Origin of the sequence: Jiangella rhizosphaerae (genome assembly GCF_003579925.1) — a bacterium.
GTDB lineage: Bacteria > Actinomycetota > Actinomycetes > Jiangellales > Jiangellaceae > Jiangella > Jiangella rhizosphaerae.
The window spans coordinates 1-22,254 of sequence record NZ_QUAL01000179.1; the positions used below are offsets into that span (position 1 = coordinate 1).

General features: G+C 72.8%; 18 protein-coding genes. 12 read left to right on the forward strand and 6 right to left on the reverse strand.

From position 1 onward, the window contains the following. Window positions 1-162: 162 nt before the first annotated feature. Together DY240_RS19205 and DY240_RS19210 are read right to left on the reverse strand one after the other, a co-directional pair. On the reverse strand, window positions 163-1,437 hold the full coding sequence (locus DY240_RS19205; protein ID WP_147375407.1) for an LCP family protein: 1,275 nt from the start codon (window positions 1,435-1,437) through the stop codon (window positions 163-165). 53 nt (window positions 1,438-1,490) lie between these two features. Further along, entirely contained in the window at window positions 1,491-2,297 is an 807-nt protein-coding gene (locus tag DY240_RS19210) for an SAM hydroxide adenosyltransferase (protein ID WP_119661456.1), read from the reverse strand. A 207-nt stretch (window positions 2,298-2,504) separates the two neighbouring features. Between DY240_RS19210 and DY240_RS19215 the strand changes: the two genes are divergently transcribed. The 7 genes from DY240_RS19215 to DY240_RS19245 all read left to right on the forward strand — a co-directional run bounded on the left by DY240_RS19215 (window position 2,505) and on the right by DY240_RS19245 (window position 10,082). Further along, window positions 2,505-3,017 (forward strand): acyl-CoA thioesterase, encoded by a 513-nt coding sequence (locus DY240_RS19215; protein WP_119661457.1) that lies wholly within the window; start codon window positions 2,505-2,507, stop codon window positions 3,015-3,017. Between the two features lie 321 nt (window positions 3,018-3,338). Then, window positions 3,339-4,865, forward strand: coding sequence for an LCP family protein (locus tag DY240_RS19220; RefSeq protein WP_233552796.1), 1,527 nt, complete (start codon window positions 3,339-3,341; stop codon window positions 4,863-4,865). Window positions 4,866-4,936: 71 nt separating this feature from the next. Further along, window positions 4,937-6,025 (forward strand): glycosyltransferase family 2 protein, encoded by a 1,089-nt coding sequence (locus tag DY240_RS19225; protein ID WP_119661459.1) that lies wholly within the window; start codon window positions 4,937-4,939, stop codon window positions 6,023-6,025. An 8-nt stretch (window positions 6,026-6,033) separates the two neighbouring features. Further along, window positions 6,034-7,188, forward strand: coding sequence for a glycosyltransferase (locus tag DY240_RS19230; protein ID WP_199701791.1), 1,155 nt, complete (start codon window positions 6,034-6,036; stop codon window positions 7,186-7,188). Between the two features lie 127 nt (window positions 7,189-7,315). Further along, window positions 7,316-8,179 carry an ABC transporter permease gene (locus DY240_RS19235; RefSeq protein ID WP_119661461.1) on the forward strand — a complete coding sequence of 288 codons (864 nt, stop codon included), beginning with the start codon at window positions 7,316-7,318 and terminating at the stop codon, window positions 8,177-8,179. A 1-nt stretch (window position 8,180) separates the two neighbouring features. Continuing rightward, window positions 8,181-8,975: an ABC transporter ATP-binding protein gene (locus tag DY240_RS19240; RefSeq protein ID WP_119661462.1), complete on the forward strand. Its 795-nt coding sequence runs from the start codon at window positions 8,181-8,183 to the stop codon at window positions 8,973-8,975. Further along, window positions 8,976-10,082: a glycosyltransferase gene (locus DY240_RS19245; protein ID WP_119661463.1), complete on the forward strand. Its 1,107-nt coding sequence runs from the start codon at window positions 8,976-8,978 to the stop codon at window positions 10,080-10,082. Window positions 10,083-10,688: 606 nt separating this feature from the next. On the opposite strand, the gene DY240_RS19250 is transcribed toward DY240_RS19245, so the two are convergent. Then, window positions 10,689-12,023 carry a glycosyltransferase family protein gene (locus tag DY240_RS19250; protein ID WP_119661472.1) on the reverse strand — a complete coding sequence of 445 codons (1,335 nt, stop codon included), beginning with the start codon at window positions 12,021-12,023 and terminating at the stop codon, window positions 10,689-10,691. A 38-nt stretch (window positions 12,024-12,061) separates the two neighbouring features. Between DY240_RS19250 and DY240_RS19255 the strand changes: the two genes are divergently transcribed. Genes DY240_RS19255 through DY240_RS19270 form a run of 4 tightly spaced genes read left to right on the forward strand, consistent with a single transcriptional unit; the run spans window position 12,062 to window position 15,971 of the window. Beyond that, complete coding sequence (locus tag DY240_RS19255) at window positions 12,062-13,222, forward strand: glycosyltransferase family protein (RefSeq protein WP_119661464.1); 1,161 nt, start codon at window positions 12,062-12,064, stop codon at window positions 13,220-13,222. A 48-nt stretch (window positions 13,223-13,270) separates the two neighbouring features. Then, window positions 13,271-13,888, forward strand: a complete 618-nt coding sequence (locus tag DY240_RS19260; RefSeq protein WP_119661465.1) for an acyltransferase — start codon at window positions 13,271-13,273, stop codon at window positions 13,886-13,888. Beyond that, window positions 13,885-14,976 carry a DegT/DnrJ/EryC1/StrS family aminotransferase gene (locus DY240_RS19265; protein WP_119661466.1) on the forward strand — a complete coding sequence of 364 codons (1,092 nt, stop codon included), beginning with the start codon at window positions 13,885-13,887 and terminating at the stop codon, window positions 14,974-14,976. The genes DY240_RS19260 and DY240_RS19265 overlap by 4 nt, the downstream gene beginning before the upstream one ends. After that, entirely contained in the window at window positions 14,976-15,971 is a 996-nt protein-coding gene (locus DY240_RS19270; protein WP_119661467.1) for a Gfo/Idh/MocA family protein, read from the forward strand. Before DY240_RS19265 ends, DY240_RS19270 begins: the two co-directional genes overlap by 1 nt. Window positions 15,972-16,146: 175 nt before the next feature. Here the strand turns inward: DY240_RS19270 and DY240_RS19275 are convergent, their stop codons facing one another. Together DY240_RS19275 and wecB are read right to left on the reverse strand one after the other, a co-directional pair. Next, window positions 16,147-18,321: an acyltransferase family protein gene (locus tag DY240_RS19275; protein ID WP_119661468.1), complete on the reverse strand. Its 2,175-nt coding sequence runs from the start codon at window positions 18,319-18,321 to the stop codon at window positions 16,147-16,149. After that, entirely contained in the window at window positions 18,318-19,397 is a 1,080-nt protein-coding gene (wecB, locus tag DY240_RS19280; RefSeq protein WP_119661469.1) for a non-hydrolyzing UDP-N-acetylglucosamine 2-epimerase, read from the reverse strand. The genes DY240_RS19275 and wecB overlap by 4 nt, the downstream gene beginning before the upstream one ends. Window positions 19,398-19,512: 115 nt before the next feature. Between wecB and DY240_RS19285 the strand changes: the two genes are divergently transcribed. Further along, window positions 19,513-20,820 (forward strand): nucleotide sugar dehydrogenase, encoded by a 1,308-nt coding sequence (locus DY240_RS19285; RefSeq protein WP_119661470.1) that lies wholly within the window; start codon window positions 19,513-19,515, stop codon window positions 20,818-20,820. Between the two features lie 305 nt (window positions 20,821-21,125). On the opposite strand, the gene DY240_RS32120 is transcribed toward DY240_RS19285, so the two are convergent. Further along, window positions 21,126-22,254, reverse strand: a 1,129-nt coding sequence (locus tag DY240_RS32120) for a glycosyltransferase (RefSeq protein ID WP_199701795.1), incomplete at its 5' end; no start/stop codon positions are given.

Genomic DNA, 22,254 nt, shown 5'->3' on the forward strand with positions numbered 1-22,254 from the left:
CGTGGGCGACCCGCGCCGCCGCGGGCGACCGCGGCGCCGCGCAGCTTCGGCGGCGGGTGTCGGTGCCCGCCCGTAGGGTGGGGATCCCTCCCAGCCGGGCGGGGTCCCACTCGCCAGCACCAGGGCGGGCGGGACCGCATTCGTCCGCGCCGGGCAGCGCGCCTACGGCTGGGCGTCGAGCACCGATTCCGGGACGGCGCTTCCGGATTGCAGCGCCGCCCAGAGCTCCGGTGCGAGATCGGGATGCCACGTGACGGTGTTGCCGACGTCGCCCAGTGGGACGGTGATGGTGTCGCCCGAGCCGCCCGAGACCGCGCCGATGGCGCGGACGAACGCGAACATGTCCATCGGCCCGGTGTCTTCGTCGAGCACCAGGGCATCGCCGCCGGCCAACGCCGTGCGGGTCAGCTCGATCGGGTTGACCAGCGTGCCGGGGGAGAGCGCCTTGTCGGCGATGGCCGAGATCAGCTCGCGCTGCCGCTGGACGCGGCCGATGTCGGACGTCGGGTCGAAGTGCCGGGCGCGGGCGTAGCCCAGCGCGTCGGGACCCTGCAGCGTCTGGCAGCCGGCCGGGAGGTCGATGTGCGCCTGCTCGTCCTGGACCGGCTCGTCGAGGCAGATCTCGACGCCGCCGAGGGCGTCGACGATGCCGGCGAAGCCGCCGAAGCCGATCTGGACGTAGTCGTCGATGGCGACGCCGGTGGCCGCCTCGATCGTCTCGACCAGCAGTGGCGCGCCGCCGAAGGCGAACGCGGCGTTGATGCGGTTCTCGCCGTGGCCGGGGATGTCGACGACGGAGTCGCGCGGGATGCTGATGAGCGCGTTGCGGGCGCCGCCGCCGGGCACGTGCAGCAGCATGATGGTGTCGGTGCGCTGGCCCTCGACGCTGCCGGTGCCCAGCTCGCTCTGCTCCTCGGCCGAGAGGTCCTCGCGGCTGTCGGAGCCGACCAGCAGGAACACCCGCCCGTCGGAGACGGCGGAGCCGTGGTCGGACGGGATGGCGTCGACCTTCTCGATGCGGCCCCACACGTACCAGACGAGCACGCCGAGCGCGACGATGACGATCAGCCAGAACGACAGGAACCAGCGGAGGAAGCGGCCGAAGCCGGAGCGCCGCTTCTTCTTCGGGCGGCCCGGCGGCGGCTCGGCGTCGTCGCGGCGACGGCGGGTGGGCGGCGGCACGGGCGGTGCGCCGGCGCCGTCGGTCTCGGACCGGCCGTAGGGGTCGGCGGGCATCACACTGGTGCCGCCCGGCGCGGCCACGGCCTGCGCCGGCGCGGGGACGGGCTCGTCCTCGCGCGGGCTGTGGGCCACGCCGCCGCGATAGGACACGCCTGGGACGTGGCCGGCCTGGTAGGTGGTGACCTTGACCTCGGTCCCCCGTTCGCCGCCGTCCGCCCCGTACGCCGCCATGCCTGCCTCGCCGTCTGGTCGCATCACGCTCGACCATACCGTCGCCGGACGCCGCTGTAACCTGCGGATCTCGCGTGTCAGCCCTGGAGAGTGACGTCGTCGCCGGCGCGCAGACCGAACTCGGCCGCCGCCGAGCCGCCGTTGACGACCAGCTCCAGGAAGCCCGGCCCGGAGCTCCCGGTGACCAGCGCCGCCGTGCCGACGGGCACGTCGGAGAGCCGCTCGTGGTAGCGCACCTTCGACGATCCGACGGCGACCCGGTCACCCGCCTGTAGGCCCAGGTCAGCGGCGGTGCGGGTCAGTTTGCAGTTGCCGAAGTTGTCGACCAGGGCGACGCGGACGCCGTCCGGCCGCTCCGGTGCGGGCAGCTCCACCGGCGAGAACGGCACCGGGCGGTCGTCGAGCACCCACTTCGCCAGCAGCGGCAGGTACCAGAGACTGCGGAACTGGGTGGTGGCGAGGCCGGCGGCGTCGGCCTCGTCGATGGCGGCCCACTCGGCCGCCGTCAGCACCGCCGGCGCGTCCGTCACCGAGACCGACGTGACGCCGAGATGACGTCGGACGGGGTCGAGCAGCACCGGGTCGTACGTCGTGAACACCGTGTGCCGGCCGTACCGGAACCAGCCGAACGGCGCGCCGTTGGGCCAGCGGCCGTCCCGGGGCGCCACGTTCACCAGCGTCACCGTCGCGAACCCGTCCTCACCGAGCAACCGCGTCGACAGCAGCACGTCGAGCAGCGTCAGCCCCGCGGACTCCAGCGGCGCCGGGCCGTCGAGCGGCAGCACCACCGGCGACCGCCCGAACAGCGCCGCCATGCGGGTGGTCAGCCGCGCCTGCGCGTTGGTGTCCGAACAGTCGGTGAGATAGGTGATCGGCGGATACATGGTTCCCCTCGGGGCCGGATGCGGGCACGAAAAAAGGGCCCCCGCACAGTGCGGGAGCCCGGTGAGCTGACGGTGGACGCGTCAGGCCAGCATCGAACGGCCGCACATGGAGTGCAGCATTCGCATCATGGCCTGGCCGTGCGTCACGGCGACGACGGTACGGCGCCGGGTTCGGACCGGTCAAGCCGCTCGCCTTACCCTGACGGCATGAGCCCCGAGGGTCGGCCGACGTCGGCCGCGCAGACCAGCCTGTCGCGCATCATGACCGCGCTCGACACCAACCTGCTCGGCACGGTGCACGGTGGCGTCATCATGAAGCTGGTCGACGACGTCGCCGGCGCGGTGGCGCAGCGGCACGCCGGCGGCCCGGCCGTCACGGCGTCGATGGACGAGATGACGTTCCTCGAGCCGGTGCACGTCGGCAACCTCGTGCACGCGCACGCGCGGGTGAACTGGACCGGCCGGACGTCGATGGAGGTCGGCGTGCGGGTGGTCGCGGAGCCGTGGAACGAGGTCAAGCCGCCGACGCCGGTGGCCGCGGCCTACCTGGTGTTCGTCGCGCTCGGGCCGGACGGGAAGCCGCGCGAGGTGCCGCCGGTGCTGCCGGAGACCGACGAGGACCGCCGCCGGTTCGCCGAGGCGGAGATCCGGCGGACGCACCGGCTCGCGCGCCGCGAGGCGATCCTGCGCTCCCGCGAGCAGGGCCACGCCGAGGTCTGACGCCGTCGCCCTCACCCGTCGCTCGCCCGCTTCGTCGGGGCCGAGGTGGTGGCGACGCCTCCGGCGGACCCACGCGCGACCGGCCCACGGATCGGGCCGGACTTTCCTCCAATGGCACAGAAGGGGCGGGTACGTCCCGGTTCGCCCTAGTCATGTGACTCATGTGACAGAAGAGGCTCATGCGCTCGGCGTGCCGCCCGTGAATTCGGCCGAGGCTGTGGTGATACTGACGAAGCGGCGGGCACACGGGGACCCGCCGGCACGTCCGGTCATTGGGGGAAGTGCATGACGACTGCGGCACGGCCGCCGGATCCACGGCGGGTGCGAGCCCGTCGCGAAGCGATCGCCGCGCTCCGCGCCCGGCGGGCCGAGGCGGCGCGGTTCCGCCGTTCGGTGACGTTGGTCGCCCTGTCCGTCGTCGCTCCCGGCAGCGCGCAGTTGATCGCCGGCCACAAGAAGACCGGCAAGATCGCGCTCGGCGTCTACGGCGGCCTCGTCGGAGTGCTGCTCCTGGTGCTCTGGCTGGTGCCGATGCAGGATCTCGCCGGGCTCGCCGTCCGGCCATGGTTGCTCACGACGTTCAAGCTGCTCGCGTTCGGCATCGCGGCCGCGTGGGTCGTGCTGCTGCTGGACGCGTGGCGGCTCGGCCACCCGCCGGGCCTGAACCAGAAGCACCGGCTGATCATGATCGGCGCGACGCTCGCGCTGGCCGCGATGGTGTCGACGCCGTTCGTCGTCGCCGCGCGGTACGCGACCGCCGCGCACGACGCCGTCGTCGAGATGTTCCCGTCCGGCGAGGTCGCGGCGGCCAGCGACGGACGGCTCAACATCCTGCTGCTCGGCGTCGACGCCGGCGACGGCCGCGTCGGCGTCCGCCCCGACAGCATCAACCTGGTCTCCGTCGACGTCCGCACCGGCGAGCCGGCGATGATCAGCCTGCCGCGCAACCTCGAGAACGCCCGGTTCCCCGACGGCAGCCCCGCCGACGAGGAGTTCCCGCGCGGCTTCTCCGGCGACGGCGACGAGTCCGACTACATGCTCAACGCGACGTGGACGTTCGGCGCGGAGCATCCGGAGCTGTTCGAGGGCCCGTCCGGTCCCGGCCCGACCGCCGTCAAGCAGGCCGTCGAGGGCACCCTCGGCGTCCCGGTGCACTACTACGTCGCGGTCGACCTGCAGGGGTTCCGCGACATCATCGACGCCATCGGCGGCATCACCCTGCGCGTCAACGAGGAGCTGCCGATCGGCGACAAGGGCCGCGTCCTCGAGCCCGGCCTGCAGGAGCTCGACGGCTACCACGCCCTCTGGTACGCCCGGTCGCGCGAGGGGTCGTCCGACTACGCCCGCATGGCCCGGCAGCGCTGCGTCATCGGCGCACTGGTCAACCAGGCCGACCCGCAGACCGTGCTGTCGAACTTCATCGAGCTGGCTGACGCCTCGAAGTCGGTCATCACGACGGACATCCCGCAGCAGGACCTCGCCAACCTCGTCGACCTCGCGCTGAAGGCGAAGGACGCGGAGATCACCTCGCTGCAGTTCGTGCCGCCGCTCATCGTCCCCGCCGATCCGGACATCGGGCTCATGCACGACGAGGTCGACGCGCTGCTGTCCGGCGATGCGAAGCCGGCGCCGTCGGAGTCCGCGTCCGAGGAGAGCACATCCGAGGAGAGCGCGCCCGAGGAGAGCGCGTCCGAGGAGAGCGCGTCCGAGGAGCCGTCCGACGAGCCCACGGAGGATGCGGGCGACGAGCCGGACGAGAAGGCCGACCGGCCCTCCGACGCACCCGACGAGGAGGAGACGGACGAGGCGGCGCCGGTCGAGATGTCGTCGGTCTGCTCCTACGAGTGAGTAGCCCGCGGGGGCCGGGCGGTGGATCATCAGGTGCGCCGAACCGGGCACCGGGTAAGGTGCCTGCCGACATGAACGCCGCCGATCCCCTCCGTACCGACCGGCCGGCCACGCCAGACGAGCGCGTGTGGCCGGCCGTCTCGGTCATCATGCCCGTGCTCGACGAGGAGCGGCACCTGGCCGAGGCCGTGTCGGGTGTGCTCGCGCAGGAGTACCCGGGCGAGCTCGAGCTGGTGCTGGCGCTCGGCCCGTCGCGCGACCGCACCGACGAGATCGCCCGCGAGCTGGCCGCCGCCGACCCCCGCATCCGGCTGGTCGCGAACCCGGCCGGTCGCACGCCGGCCGGGCTCAACGCCGCGCTGGGCGCGGCCCGGCACGGCATCGTCGTGCGGGTCGACGGCCACGGCGTGCTGTCCGACCACTACATCCGCACCGCCGTCGCCGAGCTGGAGCGCACCGGCGCGGCCAATGTCGGCGGCATCATGAACGCGGAGGGGCAGACCGACTTCGAGCGGGCCGTCGCCTGGGCCTACACGTCGCCGTTCGGGCTGGGCGGGGCGAAGTTTCACCTCGGCGGGCACGCGGGCCCGGCCGACACCGTCTACCTGGGGGTGTTCCGGCGCGAGGTGCTCGACCGCCTGGGCGGCTTCGACGAGCACTTCGTGCGGGCCCAGGACTGGGAGCTCAACTACCGCATCCGGGCGGCCGGCGAGACCGTCTGGTTCACGCCCGACCTCGTCGTCAGCTACCGGCCGCGTCCCACCCTGCGCGCGCTGGCCCGGCAGTTCCTCAAGACCGGCCAGTGGCGCCGCGAGGTGGTCCGCCGCTACCCCGACACGGCGAACGTCCGGTACCTCGCCGCGCCGGCCGTGACGGTCGCCGTCGCCGTGGGGACGGTGGCCGGGCTGGCCGGCCTCGTGGGGCCGTCGTGGCTGCTGCTCGGGTGGCTGGCGCCGGCCGGGTACGCCGTCGGGGTGACCGGCGCCGCCGCGCTGTTCGGCCGCGGACTGCCCGCCCGGGCGCGCGCCTGGCTGCCGCCCGTCCTCGCGACGATGCACCTGACCTGGGGCGCCGGCTTCCTTGTGGGCTCCCGCGAGGCCGCCCGTTCTCGCCGGGCCGCCGAGCAGGACCCCACGCCAGCGGGGGGACCGGCGACGTGAAGGTCCTGATGCTCGTGCAGTCCCCGGTCGCCGGCGACTCGCGCGTGCTCCGCGAGGCCGCCGCGCTGACGGCCGAGGGGCACTCGGTGCACATCGTCGGGCGCGACGTCCCCGACGGCTTCGACCCCGGCGACGGCATCACCGCCGAGTCGGTCAGCCGGTCCCGCGGCATGCGCCCGCCCGGCACCCCGCGCGGCGTCGCGCTGGCGTCGTCGTCGGGCCTCAAGGCCGCGGTACGGCGCGCCGGGCGCTGGCTGCTGCTGCCGGAGCACCGCGAGCGCACCGAACGGCGCTGGCGCGACGACGCCGCCCGGCTGCTGGCCGGGCGGCCCGCCCACGACGTCGTGCACGCGCACGACTACAACACGCTCGCGCTCGGCGCGGACCTGGCGCGGCAGTGGTCGGCCCGGCTGGTCTACGACAGCCACGAGCTCTGGTTCGACCGCGGGCTGCCCGGCCGCCCGACCCCGCTGGCGCGGCGGCGCGGCCGGCGCACCGAGACCCGGCTCGCCGGGCAGGCGCAGGTGGTGCTGACCGTGAGCGAGGGGATCGCCGCCCGGCTGCGCTCCCGCGGCCTGCGCGACGTCCGCGTCCTTCGCAACACCTTCCCGCTGGCCGAGCACGAGCCGCCGGACCTGCCGGATGCGCCCGCGGGCTTCGCCTACGCCGGGCGCATCGGACCCGGCCGCGACCTCGAGGCCGTCGTCGGCGCCGCCGCCCGGCTACCCTCGCTGCGCACCGTCGTCGCCGGCCCGGCCGACCCCGGCTACCGCCTCGACACCACCGGCGTCGAGGTGCTGCCGCCGATGTCGCTGGCCGACGTCGACCGGCTGTACCAGGAGGTCGGTGTGGCGGTCGTCACCCTCACCGATACCTGTGAGAACCACCGCCTCGCGCTGCCGAACAAGCTCTTCCACGCGGTGCGCGCGGGCGTCCCCGTCGTGGCGGCGAACCTGCCGGAACTCCACGCGGTGGTCCTGCGTTACGGTCTGGGCCGCCTGTACCAGCCGGGCGACGCATCGTCGCTGGCCACGGCCGTGGAGGCGGTGGCCGCCGACTACACTGGACACGTCCAGGCGGTGCGCAAGTCCCGTTCTGAACTGTCCTGGGAACACGACTCCCGTGTGCTCGTCGGCGCGTACGCGGACCTGGAGGCGGCGTGAGATGGCCGACATCGTCGCGTCTCGACCAGGGGTGCGATATTTCGTCTGTGTGTCGTCTACCCTTGACCCGATCCGGTACGGATCCACTCGGTCCAGCGCCCGGCCGCGGTAGAAAGGCAAGCCTTCGATGAACGCCACTCGCGTCGACGAGGATTTCACTTCGTCGGTGCACGTGTACGAGCCGCACCGGGCGGGGCTGCCCCGGCTCGGGCCGTACATCCGCACCCTGTGGCACCGCAGGCAGTTCGCCGCGGAGATGTCGCGGTCCAACATCCGCGCCGCCAACACCAACACGTTCTTCGGCCAGATCTGGCTGGTGATCAACCCGCTGCTGCTGGCCTGCGTCTACTACGTGCTGATCACCATCCTGCGCAGCGGGGACGACGCCGACGCGGCGGAGCGCTTCGTGCACCTGTGCGCCGGGTTGTTCGCGTTCTACTACTTCTCCGGCGCGCTGACCACCGGCGCGTCCAGCGTCGTGGCCGGCGGCAAGCTGCTGCTCAACATGTCGTTCCCGCGGCTGCTGCTGCCGTTGTCGGCCGTGCGCACGGCGTTCTTCCGGTTCATCCCCACGCTCATCGTCTACTTCCCGATCCACCTCGGCTTCGGGCAGCCGCTGAGCTGGGAGATGCTGCTGGCGCCGGTGTTCCTGCTGTTGCTGACCGTGTTCGGCGCCGGCATGGCGATGATCTTCGCGACTCTGCAGGTGTACTTCCGCGACACCTCCAGCTTCCTGCCGTACTTCGTGCGCATGTGGCTGTACCTGTCGCCCGTCCTGTGGTTCCCTGAGGACGCTCCGGAGCGGTTCGAGAGCCTGATGATCTTCAACCCGCTCTACTCGCTGCTGGGCGGCTGGACCGATCTGCTGGTGCGGGGCCAGATCCCCGACCTGTCGCTGTGGATCGGCGGGGCCGTCTGGGCCGTCGTGGCGGCCGTGTTGGGAAGCCTGTTCTTCATGTCGAGGGAGCGCGAGTTTGTCGTCCGTCTCTGAGATGAACGCCGTGACCACGACCGGGTCCGCCGGCAACGCCGTCCAGGTCCAGAACGTCTCGCTGACGTACCGGACCACCTTCGAGCGGGTTCCGACGTTCAAGACGGCCATCGTGCGGTTCGGCCGCGGCGAGCGCGCCGTCAAGGAGGTCGAGGCCGTCCAGGACGTCTCGTTCGACGTCCCCCACGGCAACGCCATCGGCATCATCGGCGCCAACGGGGCCGGCAAGTCCACGCTGATGCGCATGATCGCCGGCATCCTGCCGCCCACCAAGGGCCGCATCCAGGTGAACGGCCGGGTCAGCACGCTGCTGGCGCTCGGCGTCGGCTTCAACGCCCAGTTGTCCGGTCGCGAGAACGTCGTACTCGGCGGCCTGGCGGCGGGGTTGTCGCGCAAGGAGATCCAGGAGCGCTACGAAGAGATCGCCGACTTCGCCGAGCTCGGCGAGTTCATTGACATGCCGATGCGCACCTACTCGTCCGGCATGTTCCAGCGGCTGGCGTTCTCCGTCGCCGTGCACATGGACCCCGACATCCTGCTCATCGACGAGGCGCTGTCGGCCGGCGACGCCAAGTTCAAGCAGAAGGCCGCGGCGAAGATGAAGGACCTGGTGACCAACGCGCGCACCATGTTCCTCGTCAGCCACGCCATGAGCAGCGTCAAGGACCTCTGCAACGACGCCCTGTGGATGCACAAGGGCAAGCTGATGATGCGCGGCAACCCCGATGAGGTCATCGCCGCCTACAACAAGTTCCTCCAGGTCGGTGAAGACGCCTTCAGCCTCGAGGACCTGTAGGTGACACCGCGCGGGTCGGACGGTGCCGGCGGCGGCCGCGCCGACGTCGTCGTGCTCTCCTCGGGCCACGACGTCGCCGACGCGCGGCTGCACAAGATCACCGGTGCGCTGTGCCGTCAGGGGCTGCGGGTCGACGTCTGCGGCCTGGGCGACGCCGGCGCGGGACCGGCCGGAACGCGGGTGCGCACTCGCGCACGCGGCGGGCTGGCCAGCCGGGCGTGGCGCGCGCTGACGCTGCCGTGGCGGGCCAACGCCTCGGTCATGTTCACGCTCGACCCCGACCTCGTGCCGATGGCGACGCTGGCCGCGCGCGTACGCCGCCGCCGGCTGGTGGTCGACGTCCACGAGGACTACCTGCGGCTGCTGTCCGACCGCAGCTGGGCCCGCGGGGCCGCCGGCGCCGTCGCCTCCGGCGTCGTCCGGCTGAGCAACCGGCTGGCCGCCAAGGCCGACCTCACCGTCGTCGCCGACGGTCACATCCCGCCGCGCGAGGCCCGCCGGCGCCTCGTCGTCGAGAACATGCCCGACCTCGGCCTGCTGCCCTCGCCCGGCACCCGCGACGCGACGCCGCGGGCCATCTACATCGGCGACCTCCGCGCCAGCCGCGGCCTGTTCGACATGCTCGACGCCGTCGCGGCCGCGCCCGGCTGGCGACTCGACCTCATCGGACCGGTCGCCGCCACCGACGTCGACGCCCTGCACGAACGCCTCCAGCGCGACGACCTCGCCGGCCGCGTCGACCTGCCCGGCCGGCTGCCACCCGCCGAGGCCTGGAAGCGCGCCGAGGGCGCCTGGGCCGGCCTGGTGTTCCTGCGCGAGACGCCCGCCTTCCGCGAGGCGATCCCGACGAAACTGTACGAGTACCTCGCCACCGGGCTACCGTTCCTCACCACCCGGCTGCCGCGGCAGGTCGAGATGGTCGAGCTGACGGGCGCCGGCGTCGTGGTCGACGACCCCGCCGACGCCGCCGAGGTGCTCCGCCGCTGGGCCGACGACACCGCCGTCCTCGACGACTACCGCAAACGGGCCATCGCCTGGGCCGACTCGCATCTGGAGACCAGCCCGTACGACACCCTCGCCACCGCCGTCGCCGACCTCGCCCGCTGAGACTTGCCGCGTTGTGCCGTTAGCCAGCGTTGTCTACGTTGGCCGTCCCCCTGCTGCCCGATTGTCTCAGCCGCGCAACCGCGCCTCAAGTCCGCGCGCGTTGTGGTGGGGCTTCGCTGCGGTTGGGGCGCTTGGACTTGACCCGCGGTTGCGCGGCCAAGAACGGGCAGCTATCAGGCGGACGGGGGCAGAGCGGGTACGACTCGTGGTCGACGTGCCCGTTTCGCACCGTTTGTCGGCCCCTGGATGGCGATGATCATCCAGGATCGCCTACATCACGAGGATTTCGTGAGCATCAACACCCCTACAGCCGTGGTGATGCTGGGGTAATCCTCGTGATGGCTCTCGAATCACGGCGAGATCTCACGTAGTGGACGATCCACGACAGCACACTCACACCGAAATGGGCCCCGGGGCCTGGCGCCGTCGCCGCTCTTCCCCCGTCCCCCTGATAGCTGCCCGTTCTGAGCCGCGGGCGCGCGGGTCAAGTCCAAGGCCCCCACCCACAACGAGCAGTGAACAGTCAGAGGCCGCGGACTTGAGGCGCGTGCACGCGGCCAAGACAATCGGGCAGCAGGGGGACGGGGCCCAACGCAGCAGTCCAACCTACGTACGGCCGGCCTGCAGCGACGCCGCCAACGCATCGATGCGCGGATCGAGCTGGAGGTCGCGGCGGTAGCGGGCGCCGAACTCGACGGCGGCCCGGCGTTGCTCCGGCGTGGCGCCGACTGCAGCCGACGCCGCCGCCACCAGCGCCGCCGCGACGTCCTCCGGCGAGAGCGAGGCGACGGGGAACCACAGCGGGTGGCCGCGCAGCACGTCGGTGGCGGCGTTGTCGGGGTCGTGGACGGAGACGATCGGCAGGCCGGTGGCGAGGTACTCGAACACCTTGCCGCTGGTGACGTACGTGCCTGCCGCCAGGATGAGCAGCTGGACGTCGATGCCGGCGTAGACCTTCGCCACCTCGCCCTTGCCGGCCGGGCCCTCGTAGCTGACGCCGTCGCCGGCGGCGTCCTCGATGGCCGCGAGCATCTCCGGCCGCGGCTGCGCGTAGTAGCCGAGGTAGCCGTGGATGTGCGCCGTGGCGGATGCGACGGCGGGGGAGAGCTCGCGGGCCCGCCGCCAGCCGGCCAGGAACTCCGTCAGCGGCACCTTGGGCGTGACGGTGCCCAGGTAGCCGAAGCGCAGCGGCCGGCCGGGCGGAGGCCCGGTGAGCGCGCGCTCGGGGTCGGGCGCGAGGTCGGGGTCGAAGCCGTTGGCGACGGTGTGCATGGCGTCGGCGCGGCCGGGGTAGAGGCGGCGGTGCCAGTCGCGGATCGGGTCGTTGACGAACCACGCCTCGGTGGCCGCGCCGATCAGCCGCCGCTCCAGCCGCGCCGCCCGGCTGCGTTCGCCGTGCAGCCGCCCGCCCGAGAACACGTCGAGCAGCCAGGCGTCGCGATAGTCCATGACGTACGGGACGCCGAAGCGCCGGTGCAGGTGGCCGGCCGCGCTGAAGACGACGTTCGGGTTGGCCGTGGCGACGACGAGGTCGACGGGGTCGGCGCGGTGGATGCGCGTGGCCGCGGCGGTCAGCCGGCGCTTCCACGGACCGTAGCCGGCCTCCGGGAACGGCAGCCGGTCGCGCCACACCCGCAGCTTGCGCCACACCCGCGGGAACGCCCGGCGGAACAGCGACCAGCGGCTGCGGTCGGACTCCATCGCCGGCCACTCGAACGGGATGCGGACCACCTCGACGCGCGGGTCGATGCGCTCCTCGAGGGACGGGTCGGCGCCGGTGTAGCGCTCGAACGTCTCGCGTTCGGCGGTGAGGACGGTGACCCGCCAGCCACGCTCGGCGAACCGGTTGACGGTGGCGAGCGCCCGGTAGACTCCTCCGGCACGACACGGCGGGAAGCCCCACGCGACGTACAGGAGGTGCGGCCCGCGGTGCGTGTTCATGGCGACCACAGGCTACGGCATCGGAGACGGATCGGCGGATGAGGGACGCGAGGATCGTCCGACCGGTCAAGGGGGTCGTCCGGCGGCTGCGCAGGTTCGCCGCGCGGTACCGCCCGGTGCCCGACCTGCCGCCGTTCCCGCCGGCGCCCGAGACGCCGGTGCGGCTGATCGCGGGACCGGCCAACTTCGCCGGCCAGGCGTGGACGTGGAGCCGGGCCGCCGAGCGGCACCTGCCCGACGTCGGCGCCGTCGTGTTCCAGCTCATCCGCGAGAACCTGCGGTTCCCGGCCGACTACGAGGTGCCGCGGCCGGTCTACGCCCACCCGTACTGGCAGCGGCGGCAGCAGGAGTACGTCACCCAGCACTTCACGCACGTCCTCATCGACGCCATGCGGCCGATCCTTGGCCCGCGCGGCCGCGAGGACTGCGCGCCGGAGCTACCCGTGCTGCGCCGGGCCGGGCTGGACGTCGCGCTGCTGGCGCACGGGTCGGAGGTGCGGCTGCCCAGCCGGCACGCCGAGCGCGAGCGCTGGTCGCCGTTCCACGAGTGGGACGACTACGCCGGCCGCCTCGAGCGGCAGGCGCAGCGGCTCGGCGGCATCATCAACGACTTCGCGGGGCCGACGTTCGTGTCGACGCCCGACCTGCTGGTCGACGTGCCGCGCGCCACCTGGCTGCCGGTCGTCGTCGAGCCGGACCGCTGGGCCGCGCCGCCCCCGCCGCCGGAGCGCGACAAGCTGGTCGTCCTGCACGTGCCGTCGAGCGCCCGGTTCAAGGGCAGCCACCACGTCGACGCCGCCATGGAGCCGTTGGTCCGGTCCGGGCTGGTCGAGTACCGCCGGCTCGAGCGGGTGCCGCACGCCGAGCTGCCGGCGGCGGTCGCCGACGCCGACGTCGTCCTCGAGCAGTTCGTGCTGGGCCCCTACAGCGTCACCGCCTGCGAGGCGATGGCGGCGAGCCGGCCGGTGGTCGCGTACGTGAGCGACCAGGTCCGCGCGCACGTCAAGGACGCCACCGGCCGGGACCTGCCGGTGGTGCAGGCCGACCCCTCCGACCTCACCGACGTCGTCGCCGGGCTGGCCGCGGACCGCGCCGGGCTCCGGGAACGCGGCGAGGCGGGTCGCGCGTTCGTGACCGAGGTGCACGACGGCCGCTACTCGGCCGAGGTGCTGGGCCGCTGGCTGCTCAGCGGCAAGTAAGCTGTCCCGGTGGCCGGAAAGGGCCGCCTGTGTCGTGGAGGTCGGGTTGTGAGTGTACGGCTCGTCGACAGCGCTGACGTCGACGAACGGGCCGAGATCGGCGACGGTTCCTCGGTCTGGCACCTCGCCCAGGTCCGCGAGCACGCGGTGCTGGGCCGCAACTGCGTCGTCGGCCGCGGTGCCTACGTCGGCACCGGCGTGACCGTCGGCGACAACTGCAAGATCCAGAACTACGCCCTGGTCTACGAGCCCGCGGTCCTCGAGGACGGCGTGTTCGTCGGTCCGGCCGCGGTGCTGACCAACGACACCTTCCCGCGGGCGGTCAACCCCGACGGCTCGCTGAAGTCCGGCGCCGACTGGGAGGCCGTCGGCGTCACGCTGCGCGAGGGGTCGTCCATCGGTGCCCGCGCCGTGTGCGTGGCCCCCGTCACGGTGGGCCGGTGGGCTACAGTGGCCGCCGGTTCCGTGGTGACCAAGGACGTCCCCGACTTCGCCTTGGTCGCGGGCGTCCCCGCAAGGCGGCTCAAGTGGGTCGGCCGGGCCGGCGTCCCGCTGGAGCCCCGCGGCGACGGCCGCTGGGTCTGTCCGCGGACCGGTGACGAGTACGTCGAGAGCGATGGCCGGCTTGCGGAGGCCGGTCGCGGAGCTGAGGAGATCAACACATGAGCGCGAGCCCGATCGCGGCGGCCAAGCCGCTCATCGGTGACGAAGAGCGGGCTGCGGTCGACCGCGTCCTGCGCAGCGGCATGCTCGCGCAGGGACCCGAGGTCGCGGCGTTCGAGGAGGAGTTCTCCGCCGCGCTGACCGCCGGCCGCGCCTGCGTCGCCGTCAACTCCGGCACGTCGGGCCTGCACCTCGGCCTGCTGGCGGCCGGCATCGGCCCGGGCGACGAGGTCATCGTGCCGTCGTTCACGTTCGCCGCCACGGCCAACTCCGTCGCGCTGACCGGCGCCACCCCGGTGTTCGCCGACATCGAGCCCGACCACTTCTGCCTCGACCCCGCCGCCGTCGAGGCCGCCGTCACCGAGCGGACCGCCGGCATCATGCCGGTGCACCTCTACGGGCACCCGGCGAACATGACGGCCCTCGGCGACATCGCCCGGCGCCACGGCCTGCGCGTCTTCGAGGACGCCGCCCAGGCCCACGCCGCCACGTGGCAGGGCCACCAGGTCGGCACGTTCGGCGACTTCGCCATGTTCAGCCTCTACCCGACGAAGAACATGACCTCCGGCGAGGGCGGCATGGTCGCCGTCGCCGACGCCGACCTCGAGCGCCGGCTGCGCCTGCTGCGCAACCAGGGCATGCTGCGCCAGTACGAGAACGAGCTGGTCGGCCTCAACAACCGGATGACCGACCTGCATGCCGCCATCGGCCGGGTGCAGCTGACGAAGCTGCCCGGCTGGACGAAGCAGCGGCAGGAGAACGCCGCCTTCCTCGACGCCCACCTCCGCGGCGTCGTGGTGCCGCCGGTCGCCGAGCAGGCCACGCACGTCTACCACCAGTACACCATTCGGGTGCCCGAGGACCGCGACGGCTTCGTCAAGGCGCTGCGCGAGGAGTACGCCGTCGGCTGCGGCGTCTACTACCCGATCCCGAACCACCGGCTGCCGTCGTTCGCGCGCGAGCTGGACCTCCCCGAGACCGAGCGGGCCGCCGCCGAGGTCGTCTCGCTGCCGGTGCACCCGGCGCTGACGCAGGAGGAGCTCGACCGCATCGTCGCGGCCGTCAACGCGATCGCGGGGGCGGGTGCCTGATGGCCGCACTGCGCGCCGGTCTCATCGGCCTGGGCATGATGGGCCGCCACCACGCCCGGGTGCTGCGGGCCATCAGCGACGTCGACCTCGTCGCCGTCGCCGACCCCGCGGGCGACCCCCACAACGTCGCCGGCGGCCTGCCGGTGCACCAGAGCGTCGAGGCGATGATCGAGACCGGCCTCGACTACTGCGTCGTCGCCACGCCGACGGCCTACCACGAGGAGATCGGCCTCACGCTGGCCGCCGCGGGCATCCACGCGCTCATCGAGAAGCCGCTGGCCAAGGACACCCTGGGGGCCCGCAAGCTGGCCGAGGCCTTCGACGGCGCCGGGCTCATCGGCGCGGTCGGGCACATCGAGCGGTACAACCCGGCGCTGCAGAACCTGCGCTCGCGGCTGGCCGAGGGCGAGCTCGGCGAGATCTACCAGATCATCACCCGCCGGCAGGGCCCCTTCCCGGCCCGCATCGCCGACGTCGGCGTGGTGAAGGACCTCGCGACGCACGACATCGACCTCACCGCGTGGGTGGTCGGCCACCCCTACCGCACGGTGTCCGCGCACACGGCCTACAAGAGCGGCCGGGCGCACGAGGACCTCGTCGCCGTCACCGGCAAACTCACCAACGGCACGGTCACCAGCCACCTGGTCAACTGGCTGTCGCCGATGAAGGAACGCGTGACGATCGTCACCGGCGACCGCGGCGCGTTCGTCGCCGACACCCTGCACGCCGACCTCACGTTCCACGCCAACGGCTCCACGCCGACGCAGTGGGACGACCTCGCCCAGTTCCGCGGGGTCAGCGAGGGCGACGTCATCCGCTACGCCATCGCCAAGCCCGAGCCGCTGCGCGTCGAGCACGAGGCGTTCCGCGACGCCATCCTCGGCCGGTCCACCGACATCGTCACGATGCAGCAGGGCCTGGCCACCGTCGCCGTCGCCGAGGCGGTGCTGGTGTCGGCCAGCGAGGGCCGCACGGTCACCGTCACCGAGCCCTAGCCCGCGCCGCAGCGCCGACCCCTCGCGGGGCGCTGCCCGGCCCCACCCCGCGAAGTTGATCTTGGAGTAGTTCGGCCATTGCGGGGTGAAATGTCCGATAGATGGCCGAACAACTCCAAGATCAACTTGGGTGGGCGGGGTTGTGTCGCCCGGCCCGAGACGGACGCGCCGCGCCTCAGCGGCCGCGCGTGGCTGTCTCGGCGGCGTCCACCTGGGCGGCGATGTACGGCGACAGGGCGCGAGAGTACTCCCGGCTCAGGTGGCTGAAGTCGCGATAGACGATGACGTCGCCGATCAGCGGGTAGCAGTGCTCGTCGTCGCAGAACTGGTCGGTGAGGTCGATCAGGTGCACGCCGTCGCCGGCGTCCTCGGCGGCCGCCGCGATGGCGTCGTCGGGGAGGTCGTCGGCGCTGGTGGCGCACTCCAGCGGGTCGTCGGCGTGCACGGCCAGGCAGTTGGGGACGTTGTCGCCCTGGGTCGGCGGAACGTCCTTGAGGACGAAGACCTCCCTGCCCGACTCCGTCCACTCCCGCCAGACGGCCTGGAAGCCCTGGACCGCCGGCTCCGGCAGGTCGCGGCCGCCCGCCTCGAACTCGTAGGCCGACGAGAACGCCGAGGTGAACACCGCGGAGATGCGGTCGTCGCCGGCGATGCGCTCGCGGACCCCCTCGACCCAGGTGTCGCAGCTGTCGGCCGCCTCGCCGCCCTGCTCGTCGGGGAGGACGCGGCGGGCCACGGTGACCGGGCAGGACGCCTTCGTGTACGTGACGACCATCCAGTTGCGCTCGCGGCCCAGCCAGTCCAGCGCGCCGAACCAATGCGTGGCGTGTGAGTCGCCGACCAGCGCGACGACGCGGTCGGGGTTCTCGGTGGCTCCGATCTCGCAGCCGATCACCGTGGCCTGCCGCAACGACTGCTGGCACTCGGGGTAGTCGGGGTCGGTGTTCTGCTTGACCACCAGCTCCGGTGGCGCGATGGGCGGGCCCTCGCCGGTGACCGGGGAGCAGTCGTTGGCGGGGTCGAGCGCGGCCGGCCCGACGCAGGCGGCGGCGAACGTCTGTTCCGACAGGCCGGGGTCGGGGGCGGACTCGGCGCCGGACAGTGATTCGGCCAGCACGGACGACGATCCCGCCGAGGCGTCGTTCACCTCGTGGTCGATGGCGATGGCCGACGCGATGACGGCGAGCATGCCGAGCGAGGCGAACGCGAAGGTCCGCGACGGCATGACCGAGAGGAACCTGCGGTTGCGCAGCGGGTCCTCGACGGCGATCTTGCTGATCCAGGCCAGCACGATGGTGCCGGCGAGGATGCCGAGCTTGTCGGCGGTGCGAAGGTCGGCGCCCGTGACGAACGGCAGCACGATGATCAGCGGCCAGTGCCACAGGTAGACCGAGTAGGAGATGTCGCCGACGAACGTCATCGGGCGGCGGGCCAGGAACCAGCCGGGCGTGAGCCGGGTGCCGTCGCTGCCGGCCGCGATGACGGCGACGGTGCCGAGCACCGGCAGCAGCGCTATCCAGCCGGGGAAGAGGCTGGACTCGTCGAACAGGACGGCCGCCACCAGGATGGCCACCAGCCCGGCTCCGGACAGCAGCCGCCGCAGCGCGGCGCCGAGCCGGACGCCGTCGACGGCCAGGATGGCCAGCAGCGCGCCGGCCGCGAACTCCCAGATGCGCGTCGGGGTGACGAAGTAGGCGCGGGCCTGGTCGTCGGCGGTGGCCGTGATGGACCATGCCAGCGACACCACGGCGATGATCGTCAGGCCCACGACCAGCAGCGGCCCGAGCTGGTCGCGCCGGCCGCCGGGCAGCCGCCGCGCCAGCAGCGCCAGGCCGAGCACGAGGACCGGCCAGAACGCGTAGAACTGCTCCTCGACCGACAGCGACCAGTAGTGCTGCGCGACCGTCGGGACGTTGTCCTGCGCCATGTAGTCGACGGCGTCGTTGGCCAGCAGCCAGTTCTCGAAGTACGCGGCGCTGGCCGCGATCTGCCGCGCCGTCATCGCCCACAGCGTGGCCGGCAGGAACAGCACCGTCGCCGCCGCGCTGACCGCCAGCACCAGCAACGACGCCGGCAGCAGCCGGCGCATGCGGCGGGCCCAGAACCGCCGCAGCGACAACGTCCCGGTGGTGGTGACCTCGCGGTGGATGTGCGCGGTGATGAGGTAGCCGGAGATGACGAAGAACACGTCGACGCCGACGAAGCCGCCCGAGAGCACCTCGGGCCACAGGTGGAAGATCACCACCAGCAGCACCGCGACGGCGCGCAGCCCCTGGATCTCCGGCCGGAAGCCGGACGGCGCGGCCGTCTTCGTGGTGGCCCGCGGCGCTTCGGTGACGGTGGCCGTCATGGGCGCTGCGGCGCGGGCGTCCCGTGGAGGAGTTCGGACGCGGCGCGGTCGGCCGCCTTCCCGTCGCCGTACGGCGTGCCCTGGGCAGCCGTGGGGGCGGGCCGGGTGACGGCGTCGGACAGGGTGTCGAGCTGCGGGGCGAGCACGTTCCAGCCGCCCTCGAGCGTCTCGACCCACTCCGTCTCGGAGCGGATCGTGGTGCACGGGCGGGCCAGGAGGTAGGCCTCCTTCTGGAGGCCGCCGGAGTCGGTGACGACCCCGGCGGAGCGGAGCACGGTCGCCACCATGGCAGGGTACGGCAGCGGCTCGCCGACGAAGAGCGCGGACCCGGGTCGCTCGAGCGGGATGCCGAACTCACGGCACCGCGCGACCAGCCGCGGATGCGCCAGCAGCAGCACCGCGACCGGCAGCGCGGCGAGGGCGTCGAGGACGGCGGCCAGCCGGTCGGGGTCGTCGGTGTTCTCGGCCCGGTGGACGGTGCACGCGACGAACTCGTCGGGCACGCCGGCCGGCACCGGCGCGGCGGCGGGGTCGACGGTGTCGCGGACCCGGAAGCAGACGTCCGTCATGACGTCACCGACCAGGACCGAGCGCGCGGCCAGGCCCTCGGACGCCAGGTGGTCCATGGCGACCCGGGTCGGCGCCAGCAGGAGGTCGGCGGCATGGTCGGTGAGTACCCGATTGTGCTCTTCGGGCATCATCCGGTTGAACGAGCGCAGCCCGGCCTCCAGGTGCGCCACCGGCAGGTGCTGCTTCACCGCGGACAGCGTGCCGGCCAGCGTGGAGTTGGTGTCGCCGTAGACGAGCACCCAGTCGGGCCGCTGCTCGGCGAGGACGGGGTCGAGCGCGGCCAGCATGGCGCCGGTCTGCACGCCCTGGCTGCCCGAGCCGATGCCGAGCGAGACGTCGGGCGCGGGGATCTCGAGATCGGCGAAGAACACGTCGGACATGTTGGCGTCGTAGTGCTGCCCCGTGTGGACGATGACGTGCTCGGCTCCGAGCCGGCCCAGGCTCTCGGCCATGGGGGCCAGCTTGACGAACTGTGGGCGCGCGCCGACGACGCTGAGCACCTTCATCTTCGTGCGACCCGTCCCGGAATGTTCGCGCCCGCGCGGTGGATCGGACTAGTGTCTCTGAACCCGGGTACCCTACATGCGGTCATTCACCCCCGCCAATTCCGAGGTTCAGTGCATGAGAATCGCCGTGGTCGCCCTGGGCAAGATCGGTCTGCCCCTGGCCGTGCAGTTCGCCGGCAAGGGGCACGATGTCGTGGGCGTGGACATCAACCCTGACCTGGTCGACCAGGTCAACCGCGGCGAAGAGCCGTTCCCGGGCGAGGCGCTGCTGGCCGAGCAGCTCGGCCGGGCGGTGGCCGACGGGCGGCTGCGCGCCACCACCGACTTCGGCGACGCGGTGCCGGGCAGCGACGCCGTCGTGGTCGTTGTCCCGCTGGTCGTCGACGAGGCCACGTACGAGCCCGACTTCCGCTCGATGGACGCCGCGACGGCCGCCATCGCCGAGCACCTGACGCCCGGCACGCTGGTCTCGTACGAGACGACGCTGCCGGTCGGCACCACGCGCGAGCGCTGGAAACCGCTGCTGGAGTCCCGCTCCGGGCTGGCCGAGGGCACCGACTTCCACGTGGTGTTCTCGCCCGAGCGGGTGCTCACCGGGCGCATCTTCGCCGACCTGCGGCGCTACCCGAAGCTCGTCGGCGCGCTCACCGACGCCGGGGCGGCCGCCGCCACCGCGTTCTACGAGGCCGTCCTCGACTTCGACGACCGGCCCGACCTCGACCGCCCCAACGGCGTCTGGGACCTCGGCAGCGCCGAGGCCGCCGAGATGGCCAAGCTGGCCGAGACCACCTACCGCGACGTCAACATCGGGCTGGCCAACCAGTTCGCCCGGTTCGCCGCGAGCCGCGGCATCGACGTCTTCAAGGTCATCGAGGCGGCGAACTCGCAGCCCTACAGCCACGTGCACCGCCCCGGGGTCGCCGTCGGCGGCCATTGCATCCCGGTCTACCCACGCCTCTATCTGTGGACCGATCCCGAGGCGACGGTGGTCCGGGCCGCTCGCGAAGCCAACCTGGCGATGCCTGAGTACACCGTCGGGCTGCTGGCGGCCGCCCGCGGCGGCGACCTCACCGGCGTGCGCGTCGCCGTGCTTGGCGCCTCGTACCGCGGCGGGGTCAAGGAGACCGCGTTCTCCGGCGTCTACCCCGTGGTCGAGGCGCTCAAGGCGGCCGGCGCCGACGTCCGCGTGCACGACCCGTTCTACTCCGGTACGGAGCTCGAGCGGCTGGGCTTCCGGCCCTACGCCGTCGGCGAGCCCATCGACGCCGCCGTCGTGCAGGCCGACCACGACGAGTACCGCAAGCTGGGCAGCCGCGACCTCCCCGGCATCGAGGTGCTGGTCGACGGCCGCAACGTCACCGACCCGACGGCGTGGGACGGCGTCACCCGCATCGTGGTGGGCCGGGGCGGCGCGGCGTCCTGACCGCATGGGCACGTGGTCGCTCGTTGGCGGGGCTATCGCCATGGCGCTGTTCGTGCCGCTCTGACGGATGTTCACCCGCCGTACGCACACCTCACTCGCCCGTGGGGCCGCTCTGGCGGGTGAGATGTGCTCGAACCGGTCCTGACACGGGTGAGGTGCACCCCGATCGGGTGAGCAGGGGTCGAGGGCGAGCTGTGTGAGATCACCACGCTGAGTGGGTGACTTCGTGGTTGTCCTGGCAACAGCGACGCCCCCCAGCAAGCGGCGATGCACACGCAGCCTCGATGGGTGAGGGCGTTTCGACGTCAGGACGTCGTCAGGAACGACGAGAGCACGCTCGCCGAGTAGGCGCCGTCGTGCAGGCGGCGTACGAAGCCGGGGCCCTGCGCGGCGACCTTCTGCGCGCGGCCGCGGTCGTCGAGCAGCTCGAGGACGACCTCGCGGATGTTCTCGACGGTGGTCTCGACGATCGGGAGGTCGTCGCCGGCGGCGTCGCGCACCCGCTGCCGGTTGTGCTCGGTGACGTGGCCCAGCACGACGCGCCCGGCGGCCATCGCCTCGCACGCGGTGACGCCGTAGCTGCCCAGCCGGAACTGCTCGAGCACGAGGTCGGCCGAGCCGATGATGGCGCGCATCTCCTCGGGCGTGACGCCCTGGATGCGGCGGTACTCGACCAGCCCCCGCTCGTGCAGGTCGGTCATCGCCTCGTCGACCTGGTCGGACCCCTTGAACTTGGAGTTCGTCGGCGCGTGCACCGCCACCGGGCGGGCCCGCTCGAGCGGCGGCTCGGGCGACTCCCACAGCGCGGGGTCGATGACCACCGGGCACCAGCGGGCGTCGGGGAGGTCGTCGAGGAGGTCGGGCGTGGACACGAACGCCGGCAGGTCCAGCGAGGCCAGCCCGGCGAGGTTGCGGCGGACCTGCCGTTCGAGGACGTCGACGTCGGCCCACTCTTCGCGCACGTACGGCGACCAGCGGTAGTTCTCGCGGTGCAGGCTCGGCAGCCGGACGTCGCGGCCGTGCGCGATGGTGGCCACCCGCAGGCCGTAGCCCGTCAGCACACGCGCCTCGGTGAACGCGTTGGAGCTGAACAGCGAGCCGAACATGGCCCGCTGCGCCTCGATGAGGACGTGCGTGAAGCCCTGGCGGACGTAGTCGAACTGCTCGCGCTGCCACTCCGCCGAGCGCAGGTAGACCTGCTCGGGCACGTGGTGGTCGGAGGCGAAGCGGAAGCCGCCGGGGATGCCGACCATGCTGACGGCGCCGACGCCGGGCACGTGCCGCTCGGCCGAACGCGCCCACAGCCAGCCCTGCCCGGCGAAGTTGGCCGGCGCGACGTACAGGCGCACCGGGGTGCCGGGCACCGCCGGCCGGCCGGCACGCGCCTGCTCGACCAGCTCCGCGGGCACCGGCGGCGCCGCGGGCCGGACCCGC